Source organism: Olivibacter sp. CPCC 100613 (genome assembly GCF_036959255.1).
Taxonomy (GTDB): domain Bacteria; phylum Bacteroidota; class Bacteroidia; order Sphingobacteriales; family Sphingobacteriaceae; genus Olivibacter.
The window spans coordinates 136,562-159,813 of the sequence record NZ_JAWMTI010000001.1 but is presented as its reverse complement, the minus strand read 5'-3'; the positions used below and the strand labels follow the sequence as shown (position 1 = coordinate 159,813).

The following is a 23,252-nucleotide window of genomic DNA, read 5'->3' as shown; positions in this document are numbered from 1 at the left end:
TTACCACTAAAATCCCATGTCATGTAACCACACCAAGGCATGGTCAAACCATTTATCGCTGGTCGTTTTATTATTTAAACCAAAACCGTGCCCTCCACGGGGATAAGTGATGAGCTTGGATGGAACATGTTGTTTTTGTAATGCATCGTAAAAACGGCGACTATTGGCGATTGGAACAGCTGTGTCGTCTTCTGCGTGGACTAAAAGCGTCGGCGGCGTATCAGCGGTAACTTGCGTTTCATTGGAAAAATAATTAATCATCTCACTGTCCGGCATTTTTCCCAGCAAATTAGTGCGCGAACCACCATGTGTAATGCTGGCGTCCATGCTGATAACCGGATAAATTAATAGCATGAAGTCTGGACGAAGTTTGGTTTTGTTGGGATTGTCAATTTTGACATCTTGATAATGCACACCCGCTGAAGAGGCCAAATGCCCTCCCGCGGAAAAACCGATGATACCTATTTTTTGTGGATTAATGCCATAGTAGCTTGCTTGTTCCCGAACAAGCTTGAATGCTTGTTGCACATCCTGTAAGGGGCCAATACTTTTGTCCTGCATCAAGGCTTCATTAGGTAATCTATACTTTAGAACGAAAGCAGCAATGCCATTTTCAGCAAATTTTTTTCCTATTTGATCGCCTTCGTGTCCCATTGCCAAAATGCTATAACCACCGCCCGGGCAAATAATAATGGCAGAACCCTTACTTTTGCTTTTATTGGGAGCATAATACTTCATGGCCGGGGTACTAACGGCCGATATTCGTTCAATGCTATCTTTTCCGATCTCGCTTACTTCTTTTAGCTCCGTTTTGTCTATTCGTTCATTAGGAATTTTTCCGTTTGGATAGATGGGGTGAAAGTCACCTGTTTGCGCGCTTACTAAGTGGTATGTCATGCACGAAAGGATCAACATTTTGATTTTTAAGTTCATAAGGTTTATAAAGCTTCTAAAAGTTATATGTTAAAAAGTGGAAACCCAGGGACCCCACTTCGGATATTCAGTTAAAATGACCCTAGACAAAGTAATTCTAATTTCCGAAAATACTATTCGATGCCCAAAGCCTTGACTAAGATATTTCTTCTTGCGATGTGATCAAAGGAAAGTGTTTGAAATTCTTCTTCGATGAAATCGTATAATGTAATAACTTTAGCCCATAAATTCTTTCGGGTTTCTCCATCATCATTGAGACCCGCAAGCTCGTCTAAAAAGGCTGCTAACATATTCAGTTCTTCCGACTTATAGGCTTGCTCACGAATTCGATCGATAAACACATCGGTAGACATCTTAATCAACTCTTTTTGCGAAGTCCCATAATAGTGCCCCAGCGTGTAAGTGACCTCTTCCAGCGCTTTCGGCTCCTGATCTTCCAGTATTAGCCGTTTCACCTTAGCCAGTGTATGGCTTAATTGCTGCATTTGTGCGGTTAAAGAATCTCTTTTTAACATTTTAAGATATCAGTTTTCTGTTACTATCCGTATTTCCTTGAGATGCCCGTTATTGGTTATTAGTTGCGCGTTGTCAGTTGCGCGTCATTGACTATTTAGTTACTGGCTACTCAACTCATTAACTAACCGACCGTAGGGAGCTCATGAGTGTCGAAAAAGCAAACACTTACGAATAATTGGCTAATTCACAAATTGGCTAATTTCCTACTCAACCACTCAACTACCTACCAGCTTCCGCTAGCTCCCCCGCCGCCAAAACTTCCACCGCCAAAGCCACCGAAGCCACCACCGCCTCCGCCGCCGAAGCCACCGCCACCGCCAAAACCACCACCACGATTCCCACCTCTACCCATTCCGCTTAACATGGTAAGCCAAAATAGATCAGATGCACCACGTCCACCAATAACTTGTCCACCACCGCCTTTACCACCCCCTCTTCCCGCGAGTAGGCTTATGACCACAGCAATGATAATCACAGTTATGATAAGACCTCCACTGCCCCCACCGCCTTTATTTTTTCTTGGTTCAGCTTTAAACTCTCCTTTTGTATAGGAAATCAGCGCGTCTGTAGCCCGATTAATGCCGGTAAAATAGTCACCTTGCCGAAATGCGGGTGTAATAATATTTCGAATAATTTGAAAGGCAATCGCATCAGGTACGGCTCCTTCCACGCCATAACCCGTTTGAATGGTTACTTTTCTGTCTTCCTTGGCAATGAGTAATAAAATCCCGTTGTCTTTCCCCTTAGTTCCAATACCCCATTGCTGGGCCAGTCGAACACCATAATCGGCTATATCGTAATCCCCTACCGAACGCATGATCACAACAGCTATCTGTGTCGAAGAGGTATCGTCAAATGCAACTAGCTTATGCTCTAGTTGCTGCTGCTGAGAACCTGTCAATGTGCCGGTAAAGTCGGTTACCAATGTTTTTGAAGGAGCGGGAAATTCTTGGGCTTTTGCTAAAGTTGATAAAAAGAGTATAAAAGAAAAGAACAAAGTCTGGTAAGCTCTCATGTTTGCTTTATTTTTGGCGATTCATAAACACAATATCATTGGGTAATTCATTTACATCATCCTGCTCGCTTGGAAATAGAACTTTCAGTTTTCTCCCCGCAGATTCGATGCCCGCTATAATGCCTTCCATTAAATTGCCCTCCCTAAAATGTGTCAGCATTTTATCTTTTGTGGTGTCCCAAAAGTCCGATTCAACCTTATTATTGATACCGGCATCACCTATAATGGCAAATTTATGATCATCAATAGAGAGATAAATAAGCACGCCATTACGTAGGTTGGTTTTGTGCATGCCCAGTTTGTCAAAACACTCCGCTGCACGAGCAAGTACCTCCTGATCACACCTCTTCTCCACACAAATACGGATTTCTCCAGAGGTGTGTGCCTCCGCCAACCCGATGGCATGTGCAATATGTTCTTGTTCTTCGCTATTGAAAATATTCATCTCTTTTATGATTTCTTAGTAAGAAGGTTAAGTCGGAAGGTTCAACCTAGCTAAACCCTCCTTATTAGGTACTTTATTGTTTAAAATTTAACCTCAGGAGCCTTATCTGCTCCGGCTTGCGAAGTGAAATAACCCTTTGCTTTGAAACCAAAGATACCTGCCATTAAATTATTAGGAAAAGATCGGATCGTTGAGTTATATTGCTGTGTTGCTTCGTTAAAGCCGCGGCGTGCAACGGCAATCCGGTTTTCAGTACCTTCCAATTGAGCCTGTAACCCTTGGAAATTTTCAGTAGCCTTTAACTCCGGGTAGTTCTCTGCTACAGCCATTAAACGGCTTAATGATCCCGTAAGGGCGCCCTGGGCATCCTCGAATTTTTTGATGGCTTCCGGTGTTAGGTTTGATGGATCGATATTAATGGATGTCGCTTTCGCACGAGCTTCCACAACGCTTGTCAATGTCTGCTGCTCAAAATTAGCGGCACCTTTTACCGTATTCACTAAATTAGGAATCAGGTCGGCCCGGCGTTGATAGGCATTTTCTACCTCTGCCCATTTGGATTGAACATTCTCATCCAACTTAACCATGCTATTGTAGCCACACGAGCTCAGTGATAAGGTGGCAATCAGGCCAACTAAACCAAAAATAAATCTTTTAATCATTGTCTTCTCTTTTAAGTGTTGATCATTTTTACTTGGTTAACAAACTTATGTAAAATGCTTGTTATTCACGAATACAAATACAAATTAGCCCACTCACAAGTACAGGCTGTTGCTATTATCTCCGGAACTTATTTTGCTATAGCAAATGTTCTGCCATTTATTGTAATCAACCGGCTTTGTCAGTCCAGCTTTCTCAGGTTAATACGTATTATTTTCATGATGGAATGATTTTAAAAGAACGTTTTTGTTTTTCTTTTTATTCGTTATTGTTTGTTTTAAAAAGCACTCATGCTACTTCGTGGTTTTTTCGCTAATTAATTCTTTTTAAAGGAGCTCAAGCTTTTTCAAGGTCCGCAAAAAAGAAACAAAAACCGACCGTAGGGAGCTCATGAGCACCAAAAATAGACAGAACGCGAATAAACTCATCGCTTGGAACTTTGCTACAACGGGAGCGCATCAACTTGCAAACCGCAAACTTCCTAGGCGATATTTTAGCAGAACGGAAGGCTTCTACTTTTAACCCGACTTATTAGCTTTAGCCCAGTACTATAGCCTTGTGCGCGGGAAAAGCGGCCTTGGAGGATACCGACGCAACGGGCAGCAAAGCATTTGCACCTCTATTCATTGTGCAGTATCCAAGCGGATTGAGGAAGTGAAACGGCTCCAATACGCGCCGTTGATGCTTTGCAATCAGGTGCAAGGTAGCCTACACAGCCTTGATCTTTTGTAACTTTTGGATCAAACCAAATTTAAATAAAAAAGTCAAGAAACCTTCCCGTTAGGGAAAGCTTGAATGCCTTAAAAAACGAAAACTTAGTGAAAAGAAAGAAGTTAAAATAAACGTTCGTTTAATATAACAACAACCTCTTTACATTAAAGCCAAATCCCGGAGGATTTATCTTAGATAAATAACTGACAACAAAATTTTATATCTTTGTAAGATCCTGGATAACAACCGGGCAATACAATATGCAGAAGGAAATCGAAATAGCGGTAGATCCCGAAAAAATTTCGGACGATCATTTTATCCTCCTTCAGGCCGCTTCCCAACTAAAACTAACACCAAAGCGCATCCAGTCTCTTCAAATTAGAAAAAGATCGATCGATGCACGTGGAAGAAAAGTGGTGTATCGACTGCGTCTTCTTGTCTATATAGATGAAACGGCACCTTTAGTGGCTGATAATCAACGCTTTTTTGATGTTTCAAAAAGTCAGTCCGTTATTATCATTGGTGCTGGGCCTGCAGGTTTATTTGCTGCCTTGCAGTGCTTGGAACTCGGACTTAAACCAATTGTATTGGAGCGCGGTAAATCAGTGAAAGAAAGGCGCCGAGATTTAGCGGTAATTAATAAAGAAGGTTTAGTGAATGCGGAATCAAACTACTGTTTTGGTGAAGGAGGCGCTGGTACCTATTCAGACGGTAAGTTGTATACGCGCTCCAATAAAAGGGGAGATGTACAAAAGGTTTTACAAATACTGGTAGATCATGGCGCTACCTCAGATATTCTCGTGGATGCCCGCCCACACATCGGAACGAATAAACTACCGCATATTATTGAAGCGATTCGAGAAAAAATCATTTCATTCGGGGGCGAGATACGTTTCAACACGAAAGTTGTGGATATAACGGTAAAGAATAGAAAAATAGAGGGTGTTGTTTTGCAAAATGGGGAAGAAATTGCCGGCCCACATGTCATTTTGGCTACAGGACATTCCGCTAGGGACATTTTCTATCTATTTGAAAAGAATAATTGGTTGGTAGAGGCGAAACCGTTTGCTTTAGGGGTACGTATTGAACATCCGCAGGAAATTGTTGATCGCGCCCAATATCATTGCTCGGTTAGAAGTGAGCATTTGCCTCCAGCCTATTATAGTTTGGTTGAACAGGTTGGTAATCGCGGGGTATTTTCTTTTTGTATGTGTCCCGGCGGTATTATTGCCCCCTGTGCTACCAGTGAAGGGGAAGTTGTGGTGAACGGTTGGTCGCCCTCTAAAAGAAATAATCCGCATGCGAATTCCGGAACAGTGGTGCAAGTGAATTTAGAAGACGTTGCAGAGGCATATGAAAACCCCTTTGCTTTACTTGCGTTTCAGCGAACGATCGAGCAGAAGGCTTATCATGTCGGTGGCGGACACTTGGTCGCTCCTGCTCAACGGATGGTCGATTTTGTGGAAGGAAAGCTATCCGTTGACCTACCCGTGAATTCCTATAAACCCGGATTGAAATCCGTCGAGCTTGTGGACCTACTTCCCGACTTTGTGCATCGTGCACTGAAAGGGGCTTTACCGCTTTTTGGGAAAAAAATGCATGGATACTATACAAATGAGGCCGTTTTGGTGGGCGTAGAGTCTAGAACATCTTCTCCTGTACGGATACCGAGAGATAAAGACACGATGCAGCATCCGGAAATTGACGGATTATATCCTTGTGGTGAAGGAGCCGGCTATGCCGGCGGAATTGTCTCTGCTGCTATTGATGGTATGAATTGTGTTAGTAAAATAGCTCTAAGGGATGGCTATGTAGCTAAATAGTTGAGTGGTTGAATAGGAAATTAGCCAATTTGTGAATTAGCCAATTATTCGTAAGTGTTTGCTTTTTCAGCACTCATGAGCTCCCTACAGTCGGTTAGTTAATGAGTTGAGTAGCCAGTAACTAATAGTCAATGACTAGTCAATGACGCGCAACGGACAACTAACAACAAATAACAAACAACAAACATGAAGACTCTTATTCTTGGTGCAACTACAAATCCGGCAAGGTATGCCTACTTGGCGGCTAATCGGCTGAATGCCGCAGGCCACGAAATCGTTAATATAGGAATCAAAAAGGGAAGCGTGGCTGGCGTAAATATTGTTCCAGCGGGAGCGCCTTTACCCGATATTCATACCGTTACCTTGTATATCGGACCGAAGTTGCAACCACAATATTATGACTATCTTATGAAAACTAAACCTAAACGTATTATATTTAACCCAGGTACGGAAAATGACGAGTTGGCCACATTGGCGAAAATGAACGGCATTGAACCTGTCTATGCCTGCACGCTGGTCTTATTAAGTACCGGTCAATATTAGATAACGATAAACACCATGTTTGGGTTGTATGAGAAAACAAAAACCGGAAAAGTCGGAAATCAGTATCGTCGATATAGCAGAGTCCCTGGGTGTTTCAGCCGCAACGGTATCAAGGGCACTGAACGATAATCCTCGAATAAGCGAGGCAACCCGCAAGCGGGTGAAGGAAAAGGCCGAAGAATTAGGCTATCGCCATAATAGTATGGCCTCTTCATTACGAAATAAGCGGTCCAATATCATTGGGATGATTGTACCTAGAATCTCTATGTATTTTCACGCGATATTTATTACTGCGTTACAAAATAGATTGCAGGACCAGGGATATAGTCTGATGGTCTGCCAGTCGAATGACGCGGAATCAATCGAACAGAAATTGGCGGCTACTTTATATTCTTCGAGGGTAGATGCATTGGTTGTATCATTAGCGCTATATACAGAGCATTATAAACACTTTGATGGTTTTACGAAACAAGGCATCCCGTTAATTTTTTACGATCGTGTTCCTACGAAAGCGTATCCGGCCCATATTATCAAAGGGGATGATTATCGTGGTGGTTTATTGGCCGGTAATCACCTGATAGAAACGGGTTGTTCAAAAATTGCTTATATCTCCGGCCCTTTATCGTGCAGTATCTATAAAGAACGAACCGAAGGTTTTCAACATGCTTTAGGGAAAGCAAAAATAAAACTCAATAAAAAATGGTGCTTTTATCAGGAACTGACAGCGGAAAATGCATGGAATAGCCTAAGGCAGATATTTTCAGGTCAAGAAAGACCTGATGGTATTTTTGCGTCGAATGATACAACGGCCTTAGCAGCCGTTGAGTTTGCGCGTGAGCAAGGTATTAAAATCCCCGACGAACTGAAAATAATCGGTTATTCAAATGATCCGCGAGCATCTATTATTTCACCACCGATCACAACAATAGATCAACACCCTATTGAAATGGCTCATCGGGTTGCCCAGAAGTTGCTGAATTTGTTGAAAGATAAATCGTTGAGAGCAGTAAATGATACACAAGAAATCGTTCCTGTAACCTTGGTGAGGCGGATGACAACCTAAAATCGATTTTATGCAAACGATTGTGTCGTGTAATCGATTGCAATTCTTGCTTATTTCTGTTATTTTGGCCATCATAAATACAGAATCTTAACCAATACAAGGATGACCAAAATAACCAAGCTAAGTTTTATACTGATAGCCACTTTATCCTTCGGCTTCCGGTCTTTTGCGCAAAATCAAGGTATGGAAGAACTCATTCAAGCGAATTTTGATTTTGCGAAGGAACAATATAAAGTGCTTGCTAAAAATATACCGGCAGATAAACTACCTCAAAACCTAGATCCAAAAACCGGTAAAATTGATGCTCGCGATATTCAATGGTGGTGCAGTGGCTTTTATCCCGGATCGCTGTGGTTGATTTATGAGCAAACAAAAGATGAAACGATCTTACGGGAGGCGTTAAGAACATTAAAACTGATTGAACCGAATAAGACGTTTACAGGTAATCACGATTTAGGTTTCATGATGTTCTGTAGCTTTGGAAACGCTTATCGCATTACAGGAGAACAGGCTTACAAAGATATCCTGTATCAATCGGCTTCTTCGTTGGCAACACGTTATAAACCTGAAATCAAAGCGATTCAATCCTGGAATAAAAATAAATTTTGGGAGTGTCCGGTGATTATTGATAATATGATGAACTTGGAGATGTTGAATTGGGTGAGTGATCAGGGTGGCGACAAACGATATAAAGAAATCGCCATTACACATGCCAATACGACATTGAAGAATCATTTTCGCCCTGACTTCAGCTCTTTTCACGTGATTGATTACAATCCCGAGAATGGATCGGTGCGAAGAAAGGCTACCTGGCAAGGTGCCGCTAACAGTTCTGCTTGGGCAAGGGGACAGGGCTGGGCACTGTATGGCTATACACTTATGTACAGAGATACAAAGAATAAAACCTATTTGAAGCAGGCAGAAGGTATCGCCGACTTTATCCTGAATCATCCTAATCTTCCAGAAGATAAAATTCCTTATTGGGATTTTGATGCGCCTTTTATGCCTTATGCTGAGCGGGATGCCTCGGCAGGCGCTCTTATTGCTTCTGCTTTGTTGGAGCTGGGACAATTTGTAGAAGGGAATAAAAAACAACTATATGTGAAGAATGCGGAACAAATGCTGCGTTCTTTAGCGGGTGATGTCTACCGGTCTAAACCGGGCGAAAACGGTGGTTTTCTTTTACAGCATAGTACAGGGGCCTTCCCTTTGAATTCGGAGATCGATAGACCGATTATTTATGCCGACTACTATTTTTTGGAAGCACTGAAACGTTATAAGGATTGGTATTTGTAAGAGATGGTTGGACGGATTAAGGAAAGATATAATAATTCAAAATCAATAATAATGAGGCAATTCTTCGTTGTAATATTCCTCTTGCCTTGTCTTCATTACTCAACGGGCGCACAAGAAATATCGAAACCATCAGAAGATCAGGTTACCTGGTTTAAAGAGGCGAGGTTTGGTATGTTTATACATTGGGGCCTTTACAGTGTGTTGGGTGGCAGCTATGGGGGTAGAACAATGCCTGATACAACACTGGAGAACGGTAAGAGCTGGTATGCCGAATGGATACAGCAACGATTGGAGGTGCCTGATAAGGTATACCAAGCGCTAGTGAACGAATTTAATCCACGTAATTTTAATGCGGATGAATGGATTAAAGAAGCGAAAAATGCCGGGATGAGGTATTTCGTGATTACGGCCAAACATCATGATGGTTTCGCCCTCTGGGATTCCAAGGTGTCAAACTATGATATCGCTTCTACTCCACTTAAAGGACGCGATATTTTAGGAGAACTCGTAGAAGCATGTAAAAAATATGGGTTGAAGTATGGTTTTTATTATTCACACTGGCAAGATTGGGAACACCCGAACGGGGCTGTTCCTTATTGGAAACCAGCCAGGAAAAGCCAAGACTTTGAAAAATATTGGAAAGAGAAAAGCTTGCCGCAGGTTCAAGAATTAATAGAACGCTATGATCCCGATTTGCTGTGGTTCGATACTTGGGATGAAGAGGCCAAGGACTTGATTACAACGGTAAGAAGGGATGAGCTGATTCACTTAGTTCGAAAATTGAGCAATAAATGCTTGATTAATGGCCGTATAGCCATGCATGATCCCGGAGAGGAAATCGATTTTCTGGAAATGATGGATAATGCTTATCCTAAGCAATTGCTTGAGAAACCTTGGCAAACACCGGCAACTATGAATCATACATGGGCATGGCATAGTAAGGATTTTAACTGGAAATCATCAGGGCAAATGCTACGTTATCTTGTGAGTAACGCAAGCAAAGGCGGAAACTACTTACTAAATATAGGGCCTAAACCGGATGGGACGCTACCGCTTCCTGCACGTAGAAGGTTACGGGAAATGGGGGCTTGGATGCTTACCCACGGGGAAGCCGTATATGCTACTCAACCCCTTCGTGACGTATCAACGGACAAGGGGGTTGTTCTTACCCAAAAGAGAATAGAAGGGAGCCAAATTATTTATGTTCATATACTGGATGAACTTCCTGATAATACCTTAAAGCTTGCTTTAGCTAAAGATAAGATTCAGCGCTGTCAATTAGTCGAAACAGGAGAAATTAGAAATGTAAAGCGTGATGGAAACAAGGGAGTTATTATTTCATTACCTGAAAAAGATCCTTATGATAATGCCATACGCGTGTTAAAACTATACATGAAAGAATAAACATCAAGTGGATTCTGTCTTGACTACGCAACTACTTATATACTAAACCACTTGACCATATGTAAACGTTTGCGCTTTTATTGATTTTTTGTATATTAGCCCTTTGGAAGGCCAATGAACAGGCGAAATATAAAACTGAAATAATGAGCACTACGTATGAAACCCGTTATGCTTCGAGTCCTACGGAAACTAAAGGGATGGACACTGAAGCCTTGAGAAGTAATTTCTTAATCGAAAAACTATTTGAAGAAAACAAAGTCACTTTAGTATATACACATTACGACCGATATATTGCTGGAGGAGTGATGCCTATTGCGCAAAAGGTGAGTTTGGAGACAATCGATCCGTTGAAAGCACCCTACTTTTTAGAACGTAGAGAACTTGGATTGATCAATATAGGAGGTGCTGGTGTCGTATCAGTAGAGGGTGAATTATTTGATATCGATTTTAAGGAAGCGTTGTATATTGGTAAAGGTAAAAAAGAAGTGATTTTTGCAAGTAAAGATCAAAATAACCCAGCTAAGTTCTATATCAACTCCGCACCCGCACATCACACCTATTCAACCAAGAAAGTAACGAAAGCGGAAGCGGAGATCGTCGAATTGGGAAGTCTTGAAACAGCCAATCATCGTGTGATCAATAAATTATTGGTTTCAAGCGTTGTGGAAACCTGTCAACTCCAAATGGGAATGACGGAGCTCAAAACGGGTAGTGTGTGGAATACGATGCCGGCACATACACACGATAGACGGATGGAGGTATATTGCTATTTTGAAGTACCTGAAGGTCAGTCGGTTTGTCATTTTATGGGCCAACCACAGGAAACTAGGCATATTTGGATGCAAAATGAACAGGCCGTGATATCCCCTCCTTGGTCCGTACATGCGGGTGCAGCTACTTCTAATTATACTTTTATATGGGGAATGGCAGGCGAAAATATGGACTATGGTGATATGGATGGTTGTGCCATTACCGAGCTTAGATAATATAATGAGGGTAAAAATCCAGCGTAATAGATGGCTCGCTCTGTTCATGACGGCGCTTGGGCTGCTTTCCTGTAATCAGGAAGATAAAGGAGAAAAGCAATTAGTCATAGCCAATACCTTAGCTATTGAGCGGGCCGAATTAGCGAGTATTCCTTATCAGGAGTTTTTGACATTATACAAGAACGGTAAGGAATCAAAAGAATTTAAGTTGCTTGATGATCAAGGTAATGAGTATGCTTATCAGTTGGAGAGGATGGGGAGTGATCATGTCGTGAATGTGCTGATTTGGGTGAAAATCGCGGCAAATAGTGAGGTTAAGCTGCATGCTGTAGCGGGAAAACCTGCACCAGTGACAGCAAAGACATTTGCTCGCTATATACCGGAGCGCTATGATGATTTCGCATGGGAAAATGATAGGATTGCCTTTCGAATGTATGGCAAAGCATTGGAGGGACGACCGGATGATGCGCAAGGGCTTGATATTTGGGCCAAGCGAACGGAGAAGCTAATTGTTGATGCTTGGTATAAAACAGGCGACTATCATAAAGATCATGGTGATGGATTGGATTACTATGCTGTTGGAATGACGCTCGGTGCTGGGGATATAGCGCCTTATATCGCGAATAAAATAATATATTCAAAGCATTATCGTAAACAAGAAGTGTTGGATAATGGTCCTTTGCGGAGCACTTTTCGATTAAGTTACGAGCCTTGGCAAGTGAATGGTAAGGAAGTGTCTGTTACGAAAACAATCACCTTGGATGCAGGGTCGCAATTGAATAGAGTAGAAGCTGTTTACCAATATGAGGGAGATGATAAACTTCCACTCGTTGCCGGTATGGTGCTTCGCGAAGAAGGCGGTAAAATTATAAAAAATCTTAGTAAGGGGATTGCAGCCTATTGGGAACCTGTTCATGGAAATGATGGGACTTTGGGCGTTGCGGTAATTGGTCAAATCGATTTACCTGAAATTACCGAAAATGAAGGGCAATTGCTTGCTCATTTTAGTACAGTTGCAGGGGAACCGTTGGTGTATTATAACGGGGGAGCTTGGGATAAGGCTGGAATGATTCACAATGCGAATGATTGGGAAAAATACCTGATGTCGTATAAAGAAAAATTAAATAATCCATTACGCGTATCAATAAAATAAGAATATGTCTATACTCAATAAATTTGATCTTAAAGGGAAGCTTGCACTCGTTTCGGGCTGCAAAAGAGGGATTGGCAAAGCAATGGCGGTGGCATTGGCGGAGGCAGGTGCTGATGTTATTGGCGTATCAGCAACGCTCGAATTAACGGGAAGTACCGTGGAACAAGAGGTAGTAGCCTTGGGGCGTAAATTTTATGCGTATCAATGTGATTTTTCAAATCGCGATACTATTTATCAGTTTATCAAACAAGTTAAAGAGGAACACGCTTCCATCGATATTTTGGTTAATAATGCGGGGAATATTCTTAGAAAACCGGCCGCGGAACATCCGGATACCTATTGGGATGAGATTATTGCTATTAACCAGACGGCGCAATTTATTATTACGCGCGAATTTGGAAAGGATATGGTGACAAGAGGCAGTGGGAAAATTATATTCACAGCATCACTTCTTACTTTTCAAGGAGGAATCAATGTGCCGGGCTATGCCGCTTCAAAGGGAGCTGTGGGACAACTTACTAAAGCCTTCGCTAATGAATGGGCGGGCAGTGGGGTCAATGTCAATGCAATTGCACCAGGCTATATTGCAACGGATAATACATCGGCATTACGTGCCGATGAAGAAAGAAGCCAATCAATTCTCGCGCGGATTCCGGCAGGTAGATGGGGAGACCCGGACGACTTTAAAGGTCCGATTGTATTTCTGGCTTCTAAAGCGGCCGACTATGTGCATGGCACGATTCTCACCGTAGATGGCGGTTGGATGGGACGGTAAATCTTCTTTAGCGGATCAACCTATAAGCGCAAGGCGGCCTGCCCGGCCTGACTTTTATTGTTCTTTTTTGCAATGGAAGAGAAGCGTAGCACGTATACAACAAAAAGGCGAAGCGAACGTTATAAGAAAGGTGTAACCCCGCTTTAGGGTTGCACTTTTTTATACCCGGACTTCGGTACTGAATACAAGTATGACAAGAAAATTATTAATCAAAAAAAACCTTTTACTACTCCTGCTATCTCTTTTTACAATTGCTAGCTGCAGTACCAACAAACAAGTTGCCACAAAGGGCAGTAAGCCCTTAACTGAAACGATCACCCCACGCTTTAAACATGCCGGTACGCAGTATAAATTACTCATGGAAGATTTGCCGGATGATAAATTGCCGAAAACATACGTTAAGAAAACCAACTTTCTTGAAACAAGTGGTCCTGATTGGTGGACGAGCGGCTTTTATCCTGGTACGCTATGGGCGCTCTTTGAAGAAACAAAGGACAGTGTGCTATTGAAGGAAGCACAACGTAGTCTGAAACTTTTAGTGAAGCAACAGACGAATAGTAAATTGGCGGATTTAGGACCGATTATGTACAATAGTTTTGGTACAGCCATGAAAATAGATCCACAGGTATCCTATCAAAAGACGCTTATCGCGAGCGCCAAAACGCTGATGAAAAGATATAGCCCTAAGGTGAAAGCGATTCGTTCTTGGGATACGAGACAAAATGATAAAGAGTTTGTGGTGGTGATCGATCATCTTATGAATCTCGAACTTCTCTTTTGGGCTACCCACGCGACGGGCGATTCCACCTATTATAAAGCAGCATGTAATGAGGCCGAAACAATTTGGAAGAATCACGTACGTTCCGATTACAGTACCTGTCAAATTGTAACATTTGATACCAAAACAGGAAAGGTGAAGCATAAACGTAATGCCCAGGGCTACAATGATGAATCTTGCTGGTCGCGTGGGCAAGCTTGGGCTTTATACGGCTTTACCGTACTTTACCGAGAAACGAAAAACCCTGTATATTTAAGCTATGCTGAACATATTGCACAGTACGTATTGAATAATCCAAACTTGCCAAAAGACAAGGTTCCTTATTGGGATTTTAATAGCCCGGAAATCCCGAATACGTATCGAGATGTCTCTGCTGCAGCGATAATGTCGGCCGCTTTTTTAGAATTAAGCGGTTATAGCATTAATAATGGTAAAGCTTATTTCAAAACAGGTGAAGCCATGATCGAGTCTCTGGCATCACCGGAATATACAGCCTTACTGGGCGCCAATGGTGGTTTTATCTTAATGCATGGGGCAGGCTATATTCCTGTGATGGCGGAGGTAGATGTGCCGCTTCCTTATGCCGATTATTACTATATACTGGCACTCAAGCGCTATAAAATGTTAACAATGAATAACCTAAATGTCAATGCTGGTTTTAAATTCCCTTAATGATAAAAGACAGATCGCTGTCTATCATTGAAATTAGCTATTATTGCCGTCGATATGACATTTTTAACAAAAAAGTATACAATATTTTGCAGCTTTATTTTTTTGCTAAAACGCTTTAATTATATTTGCCTCACGTTCCATTAAAATTATAAACACGTTAATGAGTAATACAATTGTAGTAGGTTGCGACATCGGAGGGTCACATATCTCAACAGCATTGGTCAACCTAGATCGCAAATCACTGGTCGATGACACCTTTGAACGACGCACGGTAAATTCACACGACACGGCTCCCGCGGTTATTACTGCTTGGGCTGATTGCATAAAGGCTTCTCTGGAGAAAGGTGGTTTTGAAAGGCTCGCTGTAGGAATTGCTATTCCCGGACCTTTTGATTATCATAAGGGTATTAGCTTAATGAAAGGCCAGAATAAGTATGAAGCTTTGTACCAAGTGAATGTGCGGGACTTGCTGGCTGATGAACTGGGAATTGATCCTTTGAAAATTAAATTTATAAATGATGCAGCCAGTTTTCTTCAAGGGGAGATGTTTGCCGGAGCGGGCACTGCCTTCAAAAAAGCGGTTGGTTTAACATTGGGAACGGGATTGGGTAGTGCCCTGTTTTTGAATGGACATGCAGAGGATGGTGATCTTTGGTGTGCTCCTTTTAGAGAGGGGATTGCTGAGGATTATTTGGCTGGGCGATGGCTGAAAGATAGTTACTGCAAGCGAAGCGGACGTAATGTGGAAAGCGTGAAGGCACTATGTGAGCTGGTACCTTCTGACCAAGTAGCCCAAGAGGTTTTTCGTGAATTTGGTGAAACATTGGGGATATTTATTGCTGATTACTTGCTTCTGAAAGCTCCCGAAGGTTTAGTGCTGGGGGGAAATATTAGCAAAGCGCATGCTCTTTTTATTAATCATACACATGAACTATTGCGACGTAAAGGATATTCTTTGCCAATAGAAATAGCAGCGCTTGGAGAGATGGCCGCGATTTACGGCGCCGCCGATATGTTAAAATAACTGCTTTAGTTCCGTTAACGCGTTAATACTTCGTTTAACATCAAGGGGTTCTTCGAGTCCGTTCGGATTGAAGTAAATAGCGTCCAGACCAAAAGCTTGCGCTCCGCGGATGTCAGCTTCAATACTGTCCCCGATCATCACGCTCTCTTCTTTTGAGGCCTGGGCAATAGTTAAGGAGTAATTGTAGATGTCAGGATGCGGTTTATGTACACCCACATCTTCTGATATAATAATTTGCGAGAAATATTTTTTTATGTCCGTTTTTACAACCTTTATTTCAGCGGCATCCTTGAAACCATTGGAGATTAAATGCAAAATGTATTTCTCTTTTAAATAGGTGAGTGTGTCATGCACCCCGGGGAATAAATTCGTTTTATGTGGACATAAACGAAGATAATCAGTCTCGAAAGAACTGGGGAATAAACTTGGAGATAAACCTAATTCCTGGAAAGTATCTGCAAATCGAGCTCGCCGTAACTCCGTTTTGTCGATCTTTCCGTTATGATATAACGCCCATACACGTTGGTTATTACGCGTGTAAGTCTCAATAAAAATATCCGCCGATTGTATGCCGAAATCAACAAATTTATACGTGACGAAAAGCTCGTTGAGTGTTTCCTCCGCGTTTTTATCAAAGTCCCACAAGGTATGATCTAAATCAAAAAAAAGATGCTTCTTATTTGCGTACATAATGCAAAGATAGCTAAATTAGTTATTAGTTACCGGTTGTCAGTTGCGTGTTATTGACTATTAGTTACTCGCTACTCAACTCATTAAGTAATTGGCTAATCGGCTAATCATCACATTGGCCAATTTACTACTCAACCACCTCAAACCTTTTCTCCATAAGCTAGATCACCCGCATCTCCAAGTCCTGGAACAATATAAGCCTTGCTCGTCATTTCACTATCTACCGCACCTATCCATAGGTGAGCCTTCGGTAAATAAGCTTTTATGTGCTCAACGCCTTCTTCACTGGCAATGGCTGCTACGATATGCAATTCTTTGATGTCATAGGTGGCGAGCAGCTCCTGGCAACTTAATACCATACTGCTGCCGGTAGCAATCATAGGATCGATTACGATCACCACCCGATCTTTCAAGTCGGGAGACGTTAAGTACTTTCGCTCAATTTCAAATGCGCCGCTTTTTTTTGCTTTTCTATAAGCACCAATAAAACCGCAATCGGCGCGATCAAAGAAGTTTAGTAAGCCTTCATGCAACGGAAGTCCTGCTCGAACAATGGTGATCAATACAGGTGATGCCAGGAGCAACGATGTTTCGGCAATACCTAAAGGTGTTTCTATCGCTGCAGCTTTGAAGCTTAGTCTTTTGCTGATCTCATAAGCAAAGATTTCACCCAGCCGCTCCATGTTGCGGCGGAAACGCATCCGGTCCTGCTGTATAGTGACATCGCGCATTTCTGCAATAAAATGATTCGCAATGCTGTTTTCTTTACTTAGAATAAACGTCATATGTATTCTGTATTTTAGTGTTGGTTCATCTGCACTAATCAAACACCTTTTTCGTATCTTTGTTTACCTTAACGATAACAGAATTCGTTAACGGTCCAAATAAGTATCATTTACGTCGTTTTGCTAACGTAATTGAATAAGCAACAGCGAATATCTATAAAAGCACCGAATAATGCGTGCGAAAAAATAATGCTTGTACGTGAGCCTTCACTGCCATTAAACAAAATGGTCCGATGAAACCGAGATGTAAATAATATGGACACACCAGGCAATTATTAATACTATTATTTACGCGAGTTCTAGCATGAATGCTTATAAAAACAAGCAAAAATGAATAAAAGAAAATAACAGGATGAAATTTACAATCTCTTCTGAATATGTTCCCACCGGTGACCAACCGGAAGCCATTCGCCAACTGGTGGAAGGGGTGGAAGCTGGTGAACACTACCAAACACTGCTCGGCGTAACGGGCTCAGGTAAAACTTTTACAGTCGCCAATGTAATTGAGCAGACACAACGACCAACACTGATATTAAGTCATAATAAAACCCTGGCCGCACAGCTTTATGGTGAAATGAAGCAGTTTTTCCCTGAAAATGCGGTGAACTATTTCGTTTCTTATTACGATTATTACCAGCCGGAGGCTTATATCGCCCACTCGAATACCTATATAGAGAAAGATTTGCAAATCAACGATGAGATTGAAAAGTTACGTCTTCGCACCACCTCTGCCTTGATGTCGGGACGGCGCGATATCGTGGTCGTTTCATCGATTTCTTGTATCTATGGTATGGGGAACCCGGAAGATTTTTCACGTTCCGTATTTCGTTTCGGTGTGGGAACCTCCATTAGCCGAAATGCTTTTTTACATCGTTTAGTTGAAATCCTATATGCCAGAACAACTGCTGACTTCAAACGGGGTACTTTCCGAGTCAAAGGCGATACCATCGATGTTTTTCCAGCTTATATGGATGATGCCTATCGGATTACGTTTTTTGGTGATGAAATTGAAGAGTTGAGTGTCATTGATCCTGTATCTGGGAAAACCTTGGAAAAAATGGAGACCTTAGCGCTCTTCCCTGCCAATCTTTTTGTAACACCAAAAGAAAAATTCACGCAATCGCTATGGGCTATACAGGATGAACTGGTGCAGCGAAAGGAACAGCTCGTTAAGGACGGACGAATGCTCGAAGCAAAACGTTTAGAGGAACGGGTGAATTATGATTTGGAAATGATGCGTGAACTGGGCTATTGCAGTGGGATCGAAAACTATTCTCGCTTTTTTGATGGCAGGCAACCTGGTATGCGCCCTTTCTGCCTATTGGACTATTTCCCCGACGATTATTTAATGGTGATCGATGAAAGCCATGTGACGGTTCCGCAAATACGGGCTATGTACGGAGGCGACCGCTCCCGAAAGATTTCGCTCGTAGAATTTGGTTTTCGCTTGCCGGCAGCTTTGGATAACCGTCCTTTGAATTTTCAGGAATTTGAATCAATGGCCCCACAAACGATTTACGTGAGTGCTACGCCGGGCGACTACGAATTGCAAAAAACCGAGGGGGTGGTCGTAGAACAGGTGATCAGACCGACAGGTTTGTTGGATCCGACGATTGAAATCAGGCCCGTCGTTAATCAGGTGGACGATCTCTTAGATGAGGTGGATAAAGTAACCAAAGAAGGTGGAAGAGTTTTGGTAACTACATTGACAAAACGAATGTCAGAGGAACTTACAAAATATATGAGCCGCTTGGGCATAAAAGTGCGCTACATTCATTCCGAAATCAAAACGTTGGAACGGGTCGAAATTCTTCGCGGACTCCGCCTGGGGGAATTTGATGTTTTGGTGGGAATCAATCTACTACGGGAAGGATTAGATTTGCCCGAAGTAACTTTGGTAGCTATTTTAGATGCAGATAAGGAAGGTTTCTTACGCTCTCAAACTTCACTCATTCAAACAATTGGTCGTGCTGCCAGAAATGATCGTGGTCGTGTTATTATGTATGCAGATAACATGACAGACAGTATGCGGGCAACCATCGATGAAACAAATAGAAGAAGGGAAAAACAGATCAAGTATAACGAAGAGCATGGGATTGTACCGCGTACGGTCGGTAAGTCTAGGGAAGCCATTATGGAACAAACCTCCGTGGCTGATTTTAAAGGGGGGGCAGCGAAAGCTTACGTCGATCCTGATCCAACTAGTAGTATTGCGGCAGATCCTGTTGTTCAATATATGAGTAAAGCGCAATTGCAGAAGGCGATCGATACAGCTAAAAAAGATATGGAACGAGCGGCAAAGGATATGGACTTTTTACAAGCGGCAAAGCTACGCGACGAAATGTTTGCTCTTGAAAAAACAATGAAAGAAAGATTCTAGCACATAAGGTGTAGGGTCATCAATCCTACACCTTATCCTATACCCTAAAGGGTGTATTTGAACGTCAATCCGAATCTACCTGCTTCGAATTCTGAATCGGGTGAAACAATCCAGTAAGGACGCCAGTCAAAACCAACACTTAGAGGTGCCTGTGGGACCTTGAACTCAAGACCTGCTTGCGGACGGACAGCAAAACCGGTATCACCATCACCAAATAAAACCTGTGGGCCGATGCCTAAATTCCACATCAAACCTCCTGCGTTGGGGATGCGCTCATTATAAGAGTATTCTACACCCAAAATCGTTATGTCGTTACCAAATAATACCATCGCTTGTCCGGCGTTGTTCTCCGTGAAAAAGTGTTTCACGTGTGGACCAACGAACGTACCTCCATTTCCTAAGTCAAGAAATAAACCAAAGCCGGTATTGTAAGGTGCTCCACTTTGTGCTGAGGCCGTTTTTGTAGTTAGACTGCCGAGCAACACCAAAAAGGTTGAAAGTAAAAGAAATTGTTTCATCATTAAGTTAGAATTATTTATTTTTTTGAAAAACCATAGGTCAAAATTGAAGCTTTATTTTCTTTTATACCATCCTATACATTCGGGATTTTATTCTAATGGTTTTCAGGTATATTCTTGTTTTCGTTATAATTATGCTTTAGAGAATCAATAAATTTGTATGTTAGTTACTCGTTGCTTATGCGTTATTTTTTGGTTTTCTATCTATCATTCTTATGCACTTATTCACTTTATGCCCAGCAAAAGCTGGCATTTAATGAAGATAGTTTGCAAAGGGTGCTGAAAAGCAATGCAAGCGAGCATCAAAAGATAACGGCTCTTCAAGATCTGTCCGATCATTGGCTTTACATCGATTCTGCCAAATCGATGCAATTTGCACGAGAGGCTTTTCGTCGAAGTGTTCAATTAAAAGATGCATTGACACGTGCCATCGGACATTATTATGTGGCAGGTGTCTATATGGAACACTATAACCTACCGGAAGCGAGAAAAGAATTTGAGAAGGCAAAAACTTTACTGGAAGTGGATACTTCCCATACTGCACAGCGATACCTCGCACGGGTATGGCACAATTTAGGAGCGATAAGTCAACGTGAAGATGATACCGAGACCTTCCTGAAATTACTGATTGAAAAAGCTTGTCCAATTCTCGAACGGATTGGCGACTCATTGCTACTGGCAAATAATTACTATGATATCGGAAATGTCTTTGCCGACATCAAACAATATAACAAAGCTTTTTCCTATTTTCAACGGGCAGCTAATATTTTTGCCAATCATCACGAATATGCGGATGCGGTGAGCAGCCATTTAGGTATTGTGAAAGCCTTGCTCTATCAGGAGGATTTTTCGCCGGCTAACAAGCAACGGATGCAAGCGCATCTTCAATTTGCCTATGAACAGTTGAAAGACCATCCGCAAGCCTATCCCTGGACAAGCTATTACATCCTTTCCGGCATGTATCAACAGTACGTGGAAAAGAATTTTGCTCGTGCCCTGCAAACATATGAGGAGGGTATTGCCTTTGCTGATAAACGTCAGGAGGATTATAATCGCATCGAGCTCCTTATCCGCAAATATTACTTATACTTTGACAACAAAGAATATCAGAAGGCGCGGGAAATGGCTTATATCGTTTATAAAGAAAATGAAGCTTATGCGCTAACCCGAAATAAATTGATTAGCTTGAAAAACCTGGTCAATGTAGAAGACGCTCTGGGAAATAAAACGAAGGCTTTTGATCTGTTGAAGCAGTATGTGGCGTTGGCGGATACAGTGAATGAAAAACAAACTGACGTTAAGATAAATCTCATCGAACGGAAATATGAAGATGCAAAAAAAGAGAAGGAAATTGTTGCACTAAGAGCCGAAAACCAACTCAATTCGGCGGCTTTAAAATATAATCGGGCCATGTTGGTTTTTATTTGCATTGTATTGGGATGTCTATTGATTCTATTGGTTCTTGGATATTTACTTTATCGAAATAAACAGCGCTTGGCAAAACAACAAAGTGATTTACATGAAGAGCAGCTCCAGCGCATGCAGAAAGAACAACAAATACGTTTTTTTGATGCGATGCTACAGGGACAGGAGCAAGAGCGAAAGCGTTTGGCCAGCGACTTACACGATGGTTTGGGTGGATTACTGTCAAATGTAAAATTACTGCTATCTAAAAATCCCTGTATCAGTCCTGAACCGAAAGCGCAAGAACAACACCAAATTATTCTTAATAAACTGGACATCGCCGTAAACGAACTGAGAAGAATCGCCCGGAATATGATGCCGGAGACTTTATTGCGTTTTGGACTGGTAACGGCGCTTCGCGATTTTTGTGAAGATCTTGAACGATCGGGTATTAATATATCCTTACAGACTTATGGCTTTAGTTTAGAGGATGACAAGGATCGGCAAATTATGGTATACCGTATTTTGCAGGAATTGATTAATAACGCGGTACGCCATGCTGGGGCAAATACCATATTGGTTCAATGTATTCAAAACGACGGAAAGGTATTTATTACGGTTGAAGATGATGGATGTGGCTTTGATGCCAATGATCAAGAACGAAAAGGTGTAGGTTTGCATAATGTAAAAAATAGGGTGGCTTATTTGAATGGTCAACTAGATATCCAGTCTGAAAGAAACGTGGGAACAACAATTAATATAGAATTCAATGTCAATAAAGCATATATCCCTACTTATAGTTGATGATCATCCCGTTGTATTGGAGGGTATGAAGGCTTTGCTGTCTGATAACGATTCGGTCACAGTGAAAGCTTGCTGCCATGACGGTGAAAGTGCTTTGCGCTTTTTAGCGGAAGCCGATATCGATGTAATTTTACTCGATATTAACTTGCCTGATATCAGTGGCATTGACTTATGTAAACAGATTAAGTGCCTCTATCCACATATGCATGTGATCGGTATCAGTAATTATAATGAGCGAAGTATGATAACCAAAATGCTGCAGAATGGTGCGAATGGTTATGTGCTAAAGAACGCAAGTGCTGAGGAGATTATCAATGCAATTCAGTCTGTTGTTAACAAAAAACTTTATTTTAGTCCTGAGGTGCAACAATCGTTGTTTGAGGCGGCCCTGCACGATCCCATGAACTTACCAAAGCTTACCCGGCGCGAGCAGGAAGTACTGCGGTGCATTGCGGAAGGAAAAACGACGGTGGAAATCGGTGAAATGTTGTTTATCAGCCCGCATACGGTTGAAACCCATCGAAGAAACCTCATGCAAAAATTTGAGGTATCCAATGCTGCAGCACTCATCCGAGTGGCTACGCAATATCAGTTAATCTAGCTATATAGTTTAGTAATTAAGTGGTTAAGTAGCTCCAAGCGTTACAACCTAACTACTTCTCGACGTACCAACTGAACATTCTCTATCTAACCACGCCACGGTTAAACCCAAAACTAAATTAGCTAATGATTTCTAAATGCAATTGAGATAATACAAGAAAGAGTTTGCACCTATCATGGGCAGGCGATCAATAGCTGCCAAAATTACGATAAAGTTTTCGATAATTTTAGATAGATCGCTATATTAGAGCGCCATTATACGTTTTTGCAATAA

Annotated in this window: 21 protein-coding genes; 13 read left to right on the top strand and 8 right to left on the bottom strand. The window is 41.8% G+C overall.

The genetic code is table 11. From position 1 onward, the window contains the following. Window positions 1–6 precede the first annotated feature (6 nt). From RYH73_RS00575 to RYH73_RS00555, 5 genes are all read right to left on the bottom strand, one after another. Complete coding sequence (locus RYH73_RS00575) at window positions 7–933, bottom strand: alpha/beta hydrolase (RefSeq protein ID WP_335311301.1); 927 nt, start codon at window positions 931–933, stop codon at window positions 7–9. 113 nt (window positions 934–1,046) lie between these two features. Then, on the bottom strand, window positions 1,047–1,448 hold the full coding sequence (locus RYH73_RS00570) for a hypothetical protein (protein WP_335311300.1): 402 nt from the start codon (window positions 1,446–1,448) through the stop codon (window positions 1,047–1,049). A gap of 224 nt (window positions 1,449–1,672) precedes the next feature. After that, on the bottom strand, window positions 1,673–2,464 hold the full coding sequence (locus RYH73_RS00565; protein ID WP_335311299.1) for a TPM domain-containing protein: 792 nt from the start codon (window positions 2,462–2,464) through the stop codon (window positions 1,673–1,675). A gap of 7 nt (window positions 2,465–2,471) precedes the next feature. Beyond that, entirely contained in the window at window positions 2,472–2,909 is a 438-nt protein-coding gene (locus tag RYH73_RS00560; RefSeq protein ID WP_335311298.1) for a TPM domain-containing protein, read from the bottom strand. A gap of 80 nt (window positions 2,910–2,989) precedes the next feature. Continuing rightward, window positions 2,990–3,571, bottom strand: coding sequence for a LemA family protein (locus RYH73_RS00555; protein WP_442946041.1), 582 nt, complete (start codon window positions 3,569–3,571; stop codon window positions 2,990–2,992). Between the two features lie 969 nt (window positions 3,572–4,540). Between RYH73_RS00555 and RYH73_RS00550 the strand changes: the two genes are divergently transcribed. The 10 genes from RYH73_RS00550 (at window position 4,541) to RYH73_RS00505 (ending at window position 15,797) form a co-directional block, all read left to right on the top strand. Further along, window positions 4,541–6,103: an FAD-dependent protein gene (locus tag RYH73_RS00550; protein WP_335311297.1), complete on the top strand. Its 1,563-nt coding sequence runs from the start codon at window positions 4,541–4,543 to the stop codon at window positions 6,101–6,103. A 186-nt stretch (window positions 6,104–6,289) separates the two neighbouring features. After that, window positions 6,290–6,646 (top strand): CoA-binding protein, encoded by a 357-nt coding sequence (locus RYH73_RS00545; protein WP_335311296.1) that lies wholly within the window; start codon window positions 6,290–6,292, stop codon window positions 6,644–6,646. 28 nt (window positions 6,647–6,674) lie between these two features. Continuing rightward, entirely contained in the window at window positions 6,675–7,709 is a 1,035-nt protein-coding gene (locus RYH73_RS00540) for a LacI family DNA-binding transcriptional regulator (RefSeq protein WP_335311295.1), read from the top strand. 102 nt (window positions 7,710–7,811) lie between these two features. Beyond that, the gene (locus tag RYH73_RS00535; protein WP_335311294.1) at window positions 7,812–9,005 is read left to right on the top strand and encodes a glycoside hydrolase family 88 protein; all 1,194 of its coding nucleotides are present in this window, start codon (window positions 7,812–7,814) and stop codon (window positions 9,003–9,005) included. Window positions 9,006–9,056: 51 nt separating this feature from the next. Next, a complete protein-coding gene (locus tag RYH73_RS00530) occupies window positions 9,057–10,409 on the top strand; it encodes an alpha-L-fucosidase (protein ID WP_335311293.1) in 1,353 nt (450 codons plus the stop codon). Between the two features lie 143 nt (window positions 10,410–10,552). Then, a complete protein-coding gene (kduI, locus tag RYH73_RS00525; RefSeq protein WP_335311292.1) occupies window positions 10,553–11,395 on the top strand; it encodes a 5-dehydro-4-deoxy-D-glucuronate isomerase in 843 nt (280 codons plus the stop codon). Between the two features lie 4 nt (window positions 11,396–11,399). Further along, window positions 11,400–12,548, top strand: a complete 1,149-nt coding sequence (locus RYH73_RS00520) for a DUF4861 family protein (RefSeq protein WP_335311291.1) — start codon at window positions 11,400–11,402, stop codon at window positions 12,546–12,548. Between the two features lie 10 nt (window positions 12,549–12,558). Next, window positions 12,559–13,323 (top strand): SDR family oxidoreductase, encoded by a 765-nt coding sequence (locus RYH73_RS00515; protein WP_335312585.1) that lies wholly within the window; start codon window positions 12,559–12,561, stop codon window positions 13,321–13,323. Between the two features lie 190 nt (window positions 13,324–13,513). Further along, window positions 13,514–14,773: a glycoside hydrolase family 88 protein gene (locus tag RYH73_RS00510; protein WP_335311290.1), complete on the top strand. Its 1,260-nt coding sequence runs from the start codon at window positions 13,514–13,516 to the stop codon at window positions 14,771–14,773. Between the two features lie 160 nt (window positions 14,774–14,933). After that, complete coding sequence (locus RYH73_RS00505) at window positions 14,934–15,797, top strand: ROK family protein (protein ID WP_335311289.1); 864 nt, start codon at window positions 14,934–14,936, stop codon at window positions 15,795–15,797. On the opposite strand, the gene RYH73_RS00500 is transcribed toward RYH73_RS00505, so the two are convergent. Together RYH73_RS00500 and upp are read right to left on the bottom strand one after the other, a co-directional pair. Further along, entirely contained in the window at window positions 15,789–16,487 is a 699-nt protein-coding gene (locus RYH73_RS00500) for a YjjG family noncanonical pyrimidine nucleotidase (RefSeq protein WP_335311288.1), read from the bottom strand. The genes RYH73_RS00505 and RYH73_RS00500 overlap by 9 nt on opposite strands. 140 nt (window positions 16,488–16,627) lie before the next feature. After that, window positions 16,628–17,272 (bottom strand): uracil phosphoribosyltransferase, encoded by a 645-nt coding sequence (gene upp, locus RYH73_RS00495; RefSeq protein ID WP_335311287.1) that lies wholly within the window; start codon window positions 17,270–17,272, stop codon window positions 16,628–16,630. Between the two features lie 352 nt (window positions 17,273–17,624). Here upp and uvrB point away from each other — a divergent pair, with 352 nt between their 5' ends. Then, window positions 17,625–19,652 carry an excinuclease ABC subunit UvrB gene (gene uvrB, locus RYH73_RS00490; RefSeq protein WP_335311286.1) on the top strand — a complete coding sequence of 676 codons (2,028 nt, stop codon included), beginning with the start codon at window positions 17,625–17,627 and terminating at the stop codon, window positions 19,650–19,652. Window positions 19,653–19,696: 44 nt separating this feature from the next. Here uvrB and RYH73_RS00485 read toward each other — a convergent pair whose 3' ends face one another. Beyond that, entirely contained in the window at window positions 19,697–20,173 is a 477-nt protein-coding gene (locus RYH73_RS00485; RefSeq protein WP_335311285.1) for a hypothetical protein, read from the bottom strand. A 177-nt stretch (window positions 20,174–20,350) separates the two neighbouring features. On the opposite strand from RYH73_RS00485, the gene RYH73_RS00480 reads away from it, so the two are divergent. Together RYH73_RS00480 and RYH73_RS00475 are read left to right on the top strand one after the other, a co-directional pair. Continuing rightward, window positions 20,351–22,378: a tetratricopeptide repeat-containing sensor histidine kinase gene (locus tag RYH73_RS00480; RefSeq protein ID WP_335311284.1), complete on the top strand. Its 2,028-nt coding sequence runs from the start codon at window positions 20,351–20,353 to the stop codon at window positions 22,376–22,378. Next, complete coding sequence (locus tag RYH73_RS00475) at window positions 22,344–22,979, top strand: response regulator transcription factor (RefSeq protein WP_335311283.1); 636 nt, start codon at window positions 22,344–22,346, stop codon at window positions 22,977–22,979. Before RYH73_RS00480 ends, RYH73_RS00475 begins: the two co-directional genes overlap by 35 nt. The last annotated feature ends 273 nt before the right edge of the window (window positions 22,980–23,252 follow it).

Bases quoted from the DNA above. Each gene is read 5' to 3' on its own strand.
- RYH73_RS00565 (WP_335311299.1), bottom strand. From the start codon at position 2,464: ATGAGAGCTTACCAGACTTTGTTCTTTTCTTTTATACTCTTTTTATCA.
- RYH73_RS00575 (WP_335311301.1), bottom strand. From the start codon at position 933: ATGAACTTAAAAATCAAAATGTTGATCCTTTCGTGCATGACATACCAC.
- RYH73_RS00475 (WP_335311283.1), top strand. From the start codon at position 22,344: ATGTCAATAAAGCATATATCCCTACTTATAGTTGATGATCATCCCGTT.
- RYH73_RS00550 (WP_335311297.1), top strand. From the start codon at position 4,541: ATGCAGAAGGAAATCGAAATAGCGGTAGATCCCGAAAAAATTTCGGAC.
- uvrB (WP_335311286.1), top strand. From the start codon at position 17,625: ATGAAATTTACAATCTCTTCTGAATATGTTCCCACCGGTGACCAACCG.
- RYH73_RS00530 (WP_335311293.1), top strand. From the start codon at position 9,057: ATGAGGCAATTCTTCGTTGTAATATTCCTCTTGCCTTGTCTTCATTAC.
- RYH73_RS00570 (WP_335311300.1), bottom strand. From the start codon at position 1,448: ATGTTAAAAAGAGATTCTTTAACCGCACAAATGCAGCAATTAAGCCAT.
- RYH73_RS00510 (WP_335311290.1), top strand. From the start codon at position 13,514: ATGACAAGAAAATTATTAATCAAAAAAAACCTTTTACTACTCCTGCTA.
- RYH73_RS00505 (WP_335311289.1), top strand. From the start codon at position 14,934: ATGAGTAATACAATTGTAGTAGGTTGCGACATCGGAGGGTCACATATC.
- RYH73_RS00520 (WP_335311291.1), top strand. From the start codon at position 11,400: ATGAGGGTAAAAATCCAGCGTAATAGATGGCTCGCTCTGTTCATGACG.
- RYH73_RS00535 (WP_335311294.1), top strand. From the start codon at position 7,812: ATGACCAAAATAACCAAGCTAAGTTTTATACTGATAGCCACTTTATCC.
- kduI (WP_335311292.1), top strand. From the start codon at position 10,553: ATGAGCACTACGTATGAAACCCGTTATGCTTCGAGTCCTACGGAAACT.
- RYH73_RS00485 (WP_335311285.1), bottom strand. From the start codon at position 20,173: ATGATGAAACAATTTCTTTTACTTTCAACCTTTTTGGTGTTGCTCGGC.
- RYH73_RS00555 (WP_442946041.1), bottom strand. From the start codon at position 3,571: ATGATTAAAAGATTTATTTTTGGTTTAGTTGGCCTGATTGCCACCTTA.
- RYH73_RS00545 (WP_335311296.1), top strand. From the start codon at position 6,290: ATGAAGACTCTTATTCTTGGTGCAACTACAAATCCGGCAAGGTATGCC.
- RYH73_RS00560 (WP_335311298.1), bottom strand. From the start codon at position 2,909: ATGAATATTTTCAATAGCGAAGAACAAGAACATATTGCACATGCCATC.
- RYH73_RS00540 (WP_335311295.1), top strand. From the start codon at position 6,675: ATGAGAAAACAAAAACCGGAAAAGTCGGAAATCAGTATCGTCGATATA.
- RYH73_RS00480 (WP_335311284.1), top strand. From the start codon at position 20,351: ATGCGTTATTTTTTGGTTTTCTATCTATCATTCTTATGCACTTATTCA.
- RYH73_RS00500 (WP_335311288.1), bottom strand. From the start codon at position 16,487: ATGTACGCAAATAAGAAGCATCTTTTTTTTGATTTAGATCATACCTTG.
- upp (WP_335311287.1), bottom strand. From the start codon at position 17,272: ATGACGTTTATTCTAAGTAAAGAAAACAGCATTGCGAATCATTTTATT.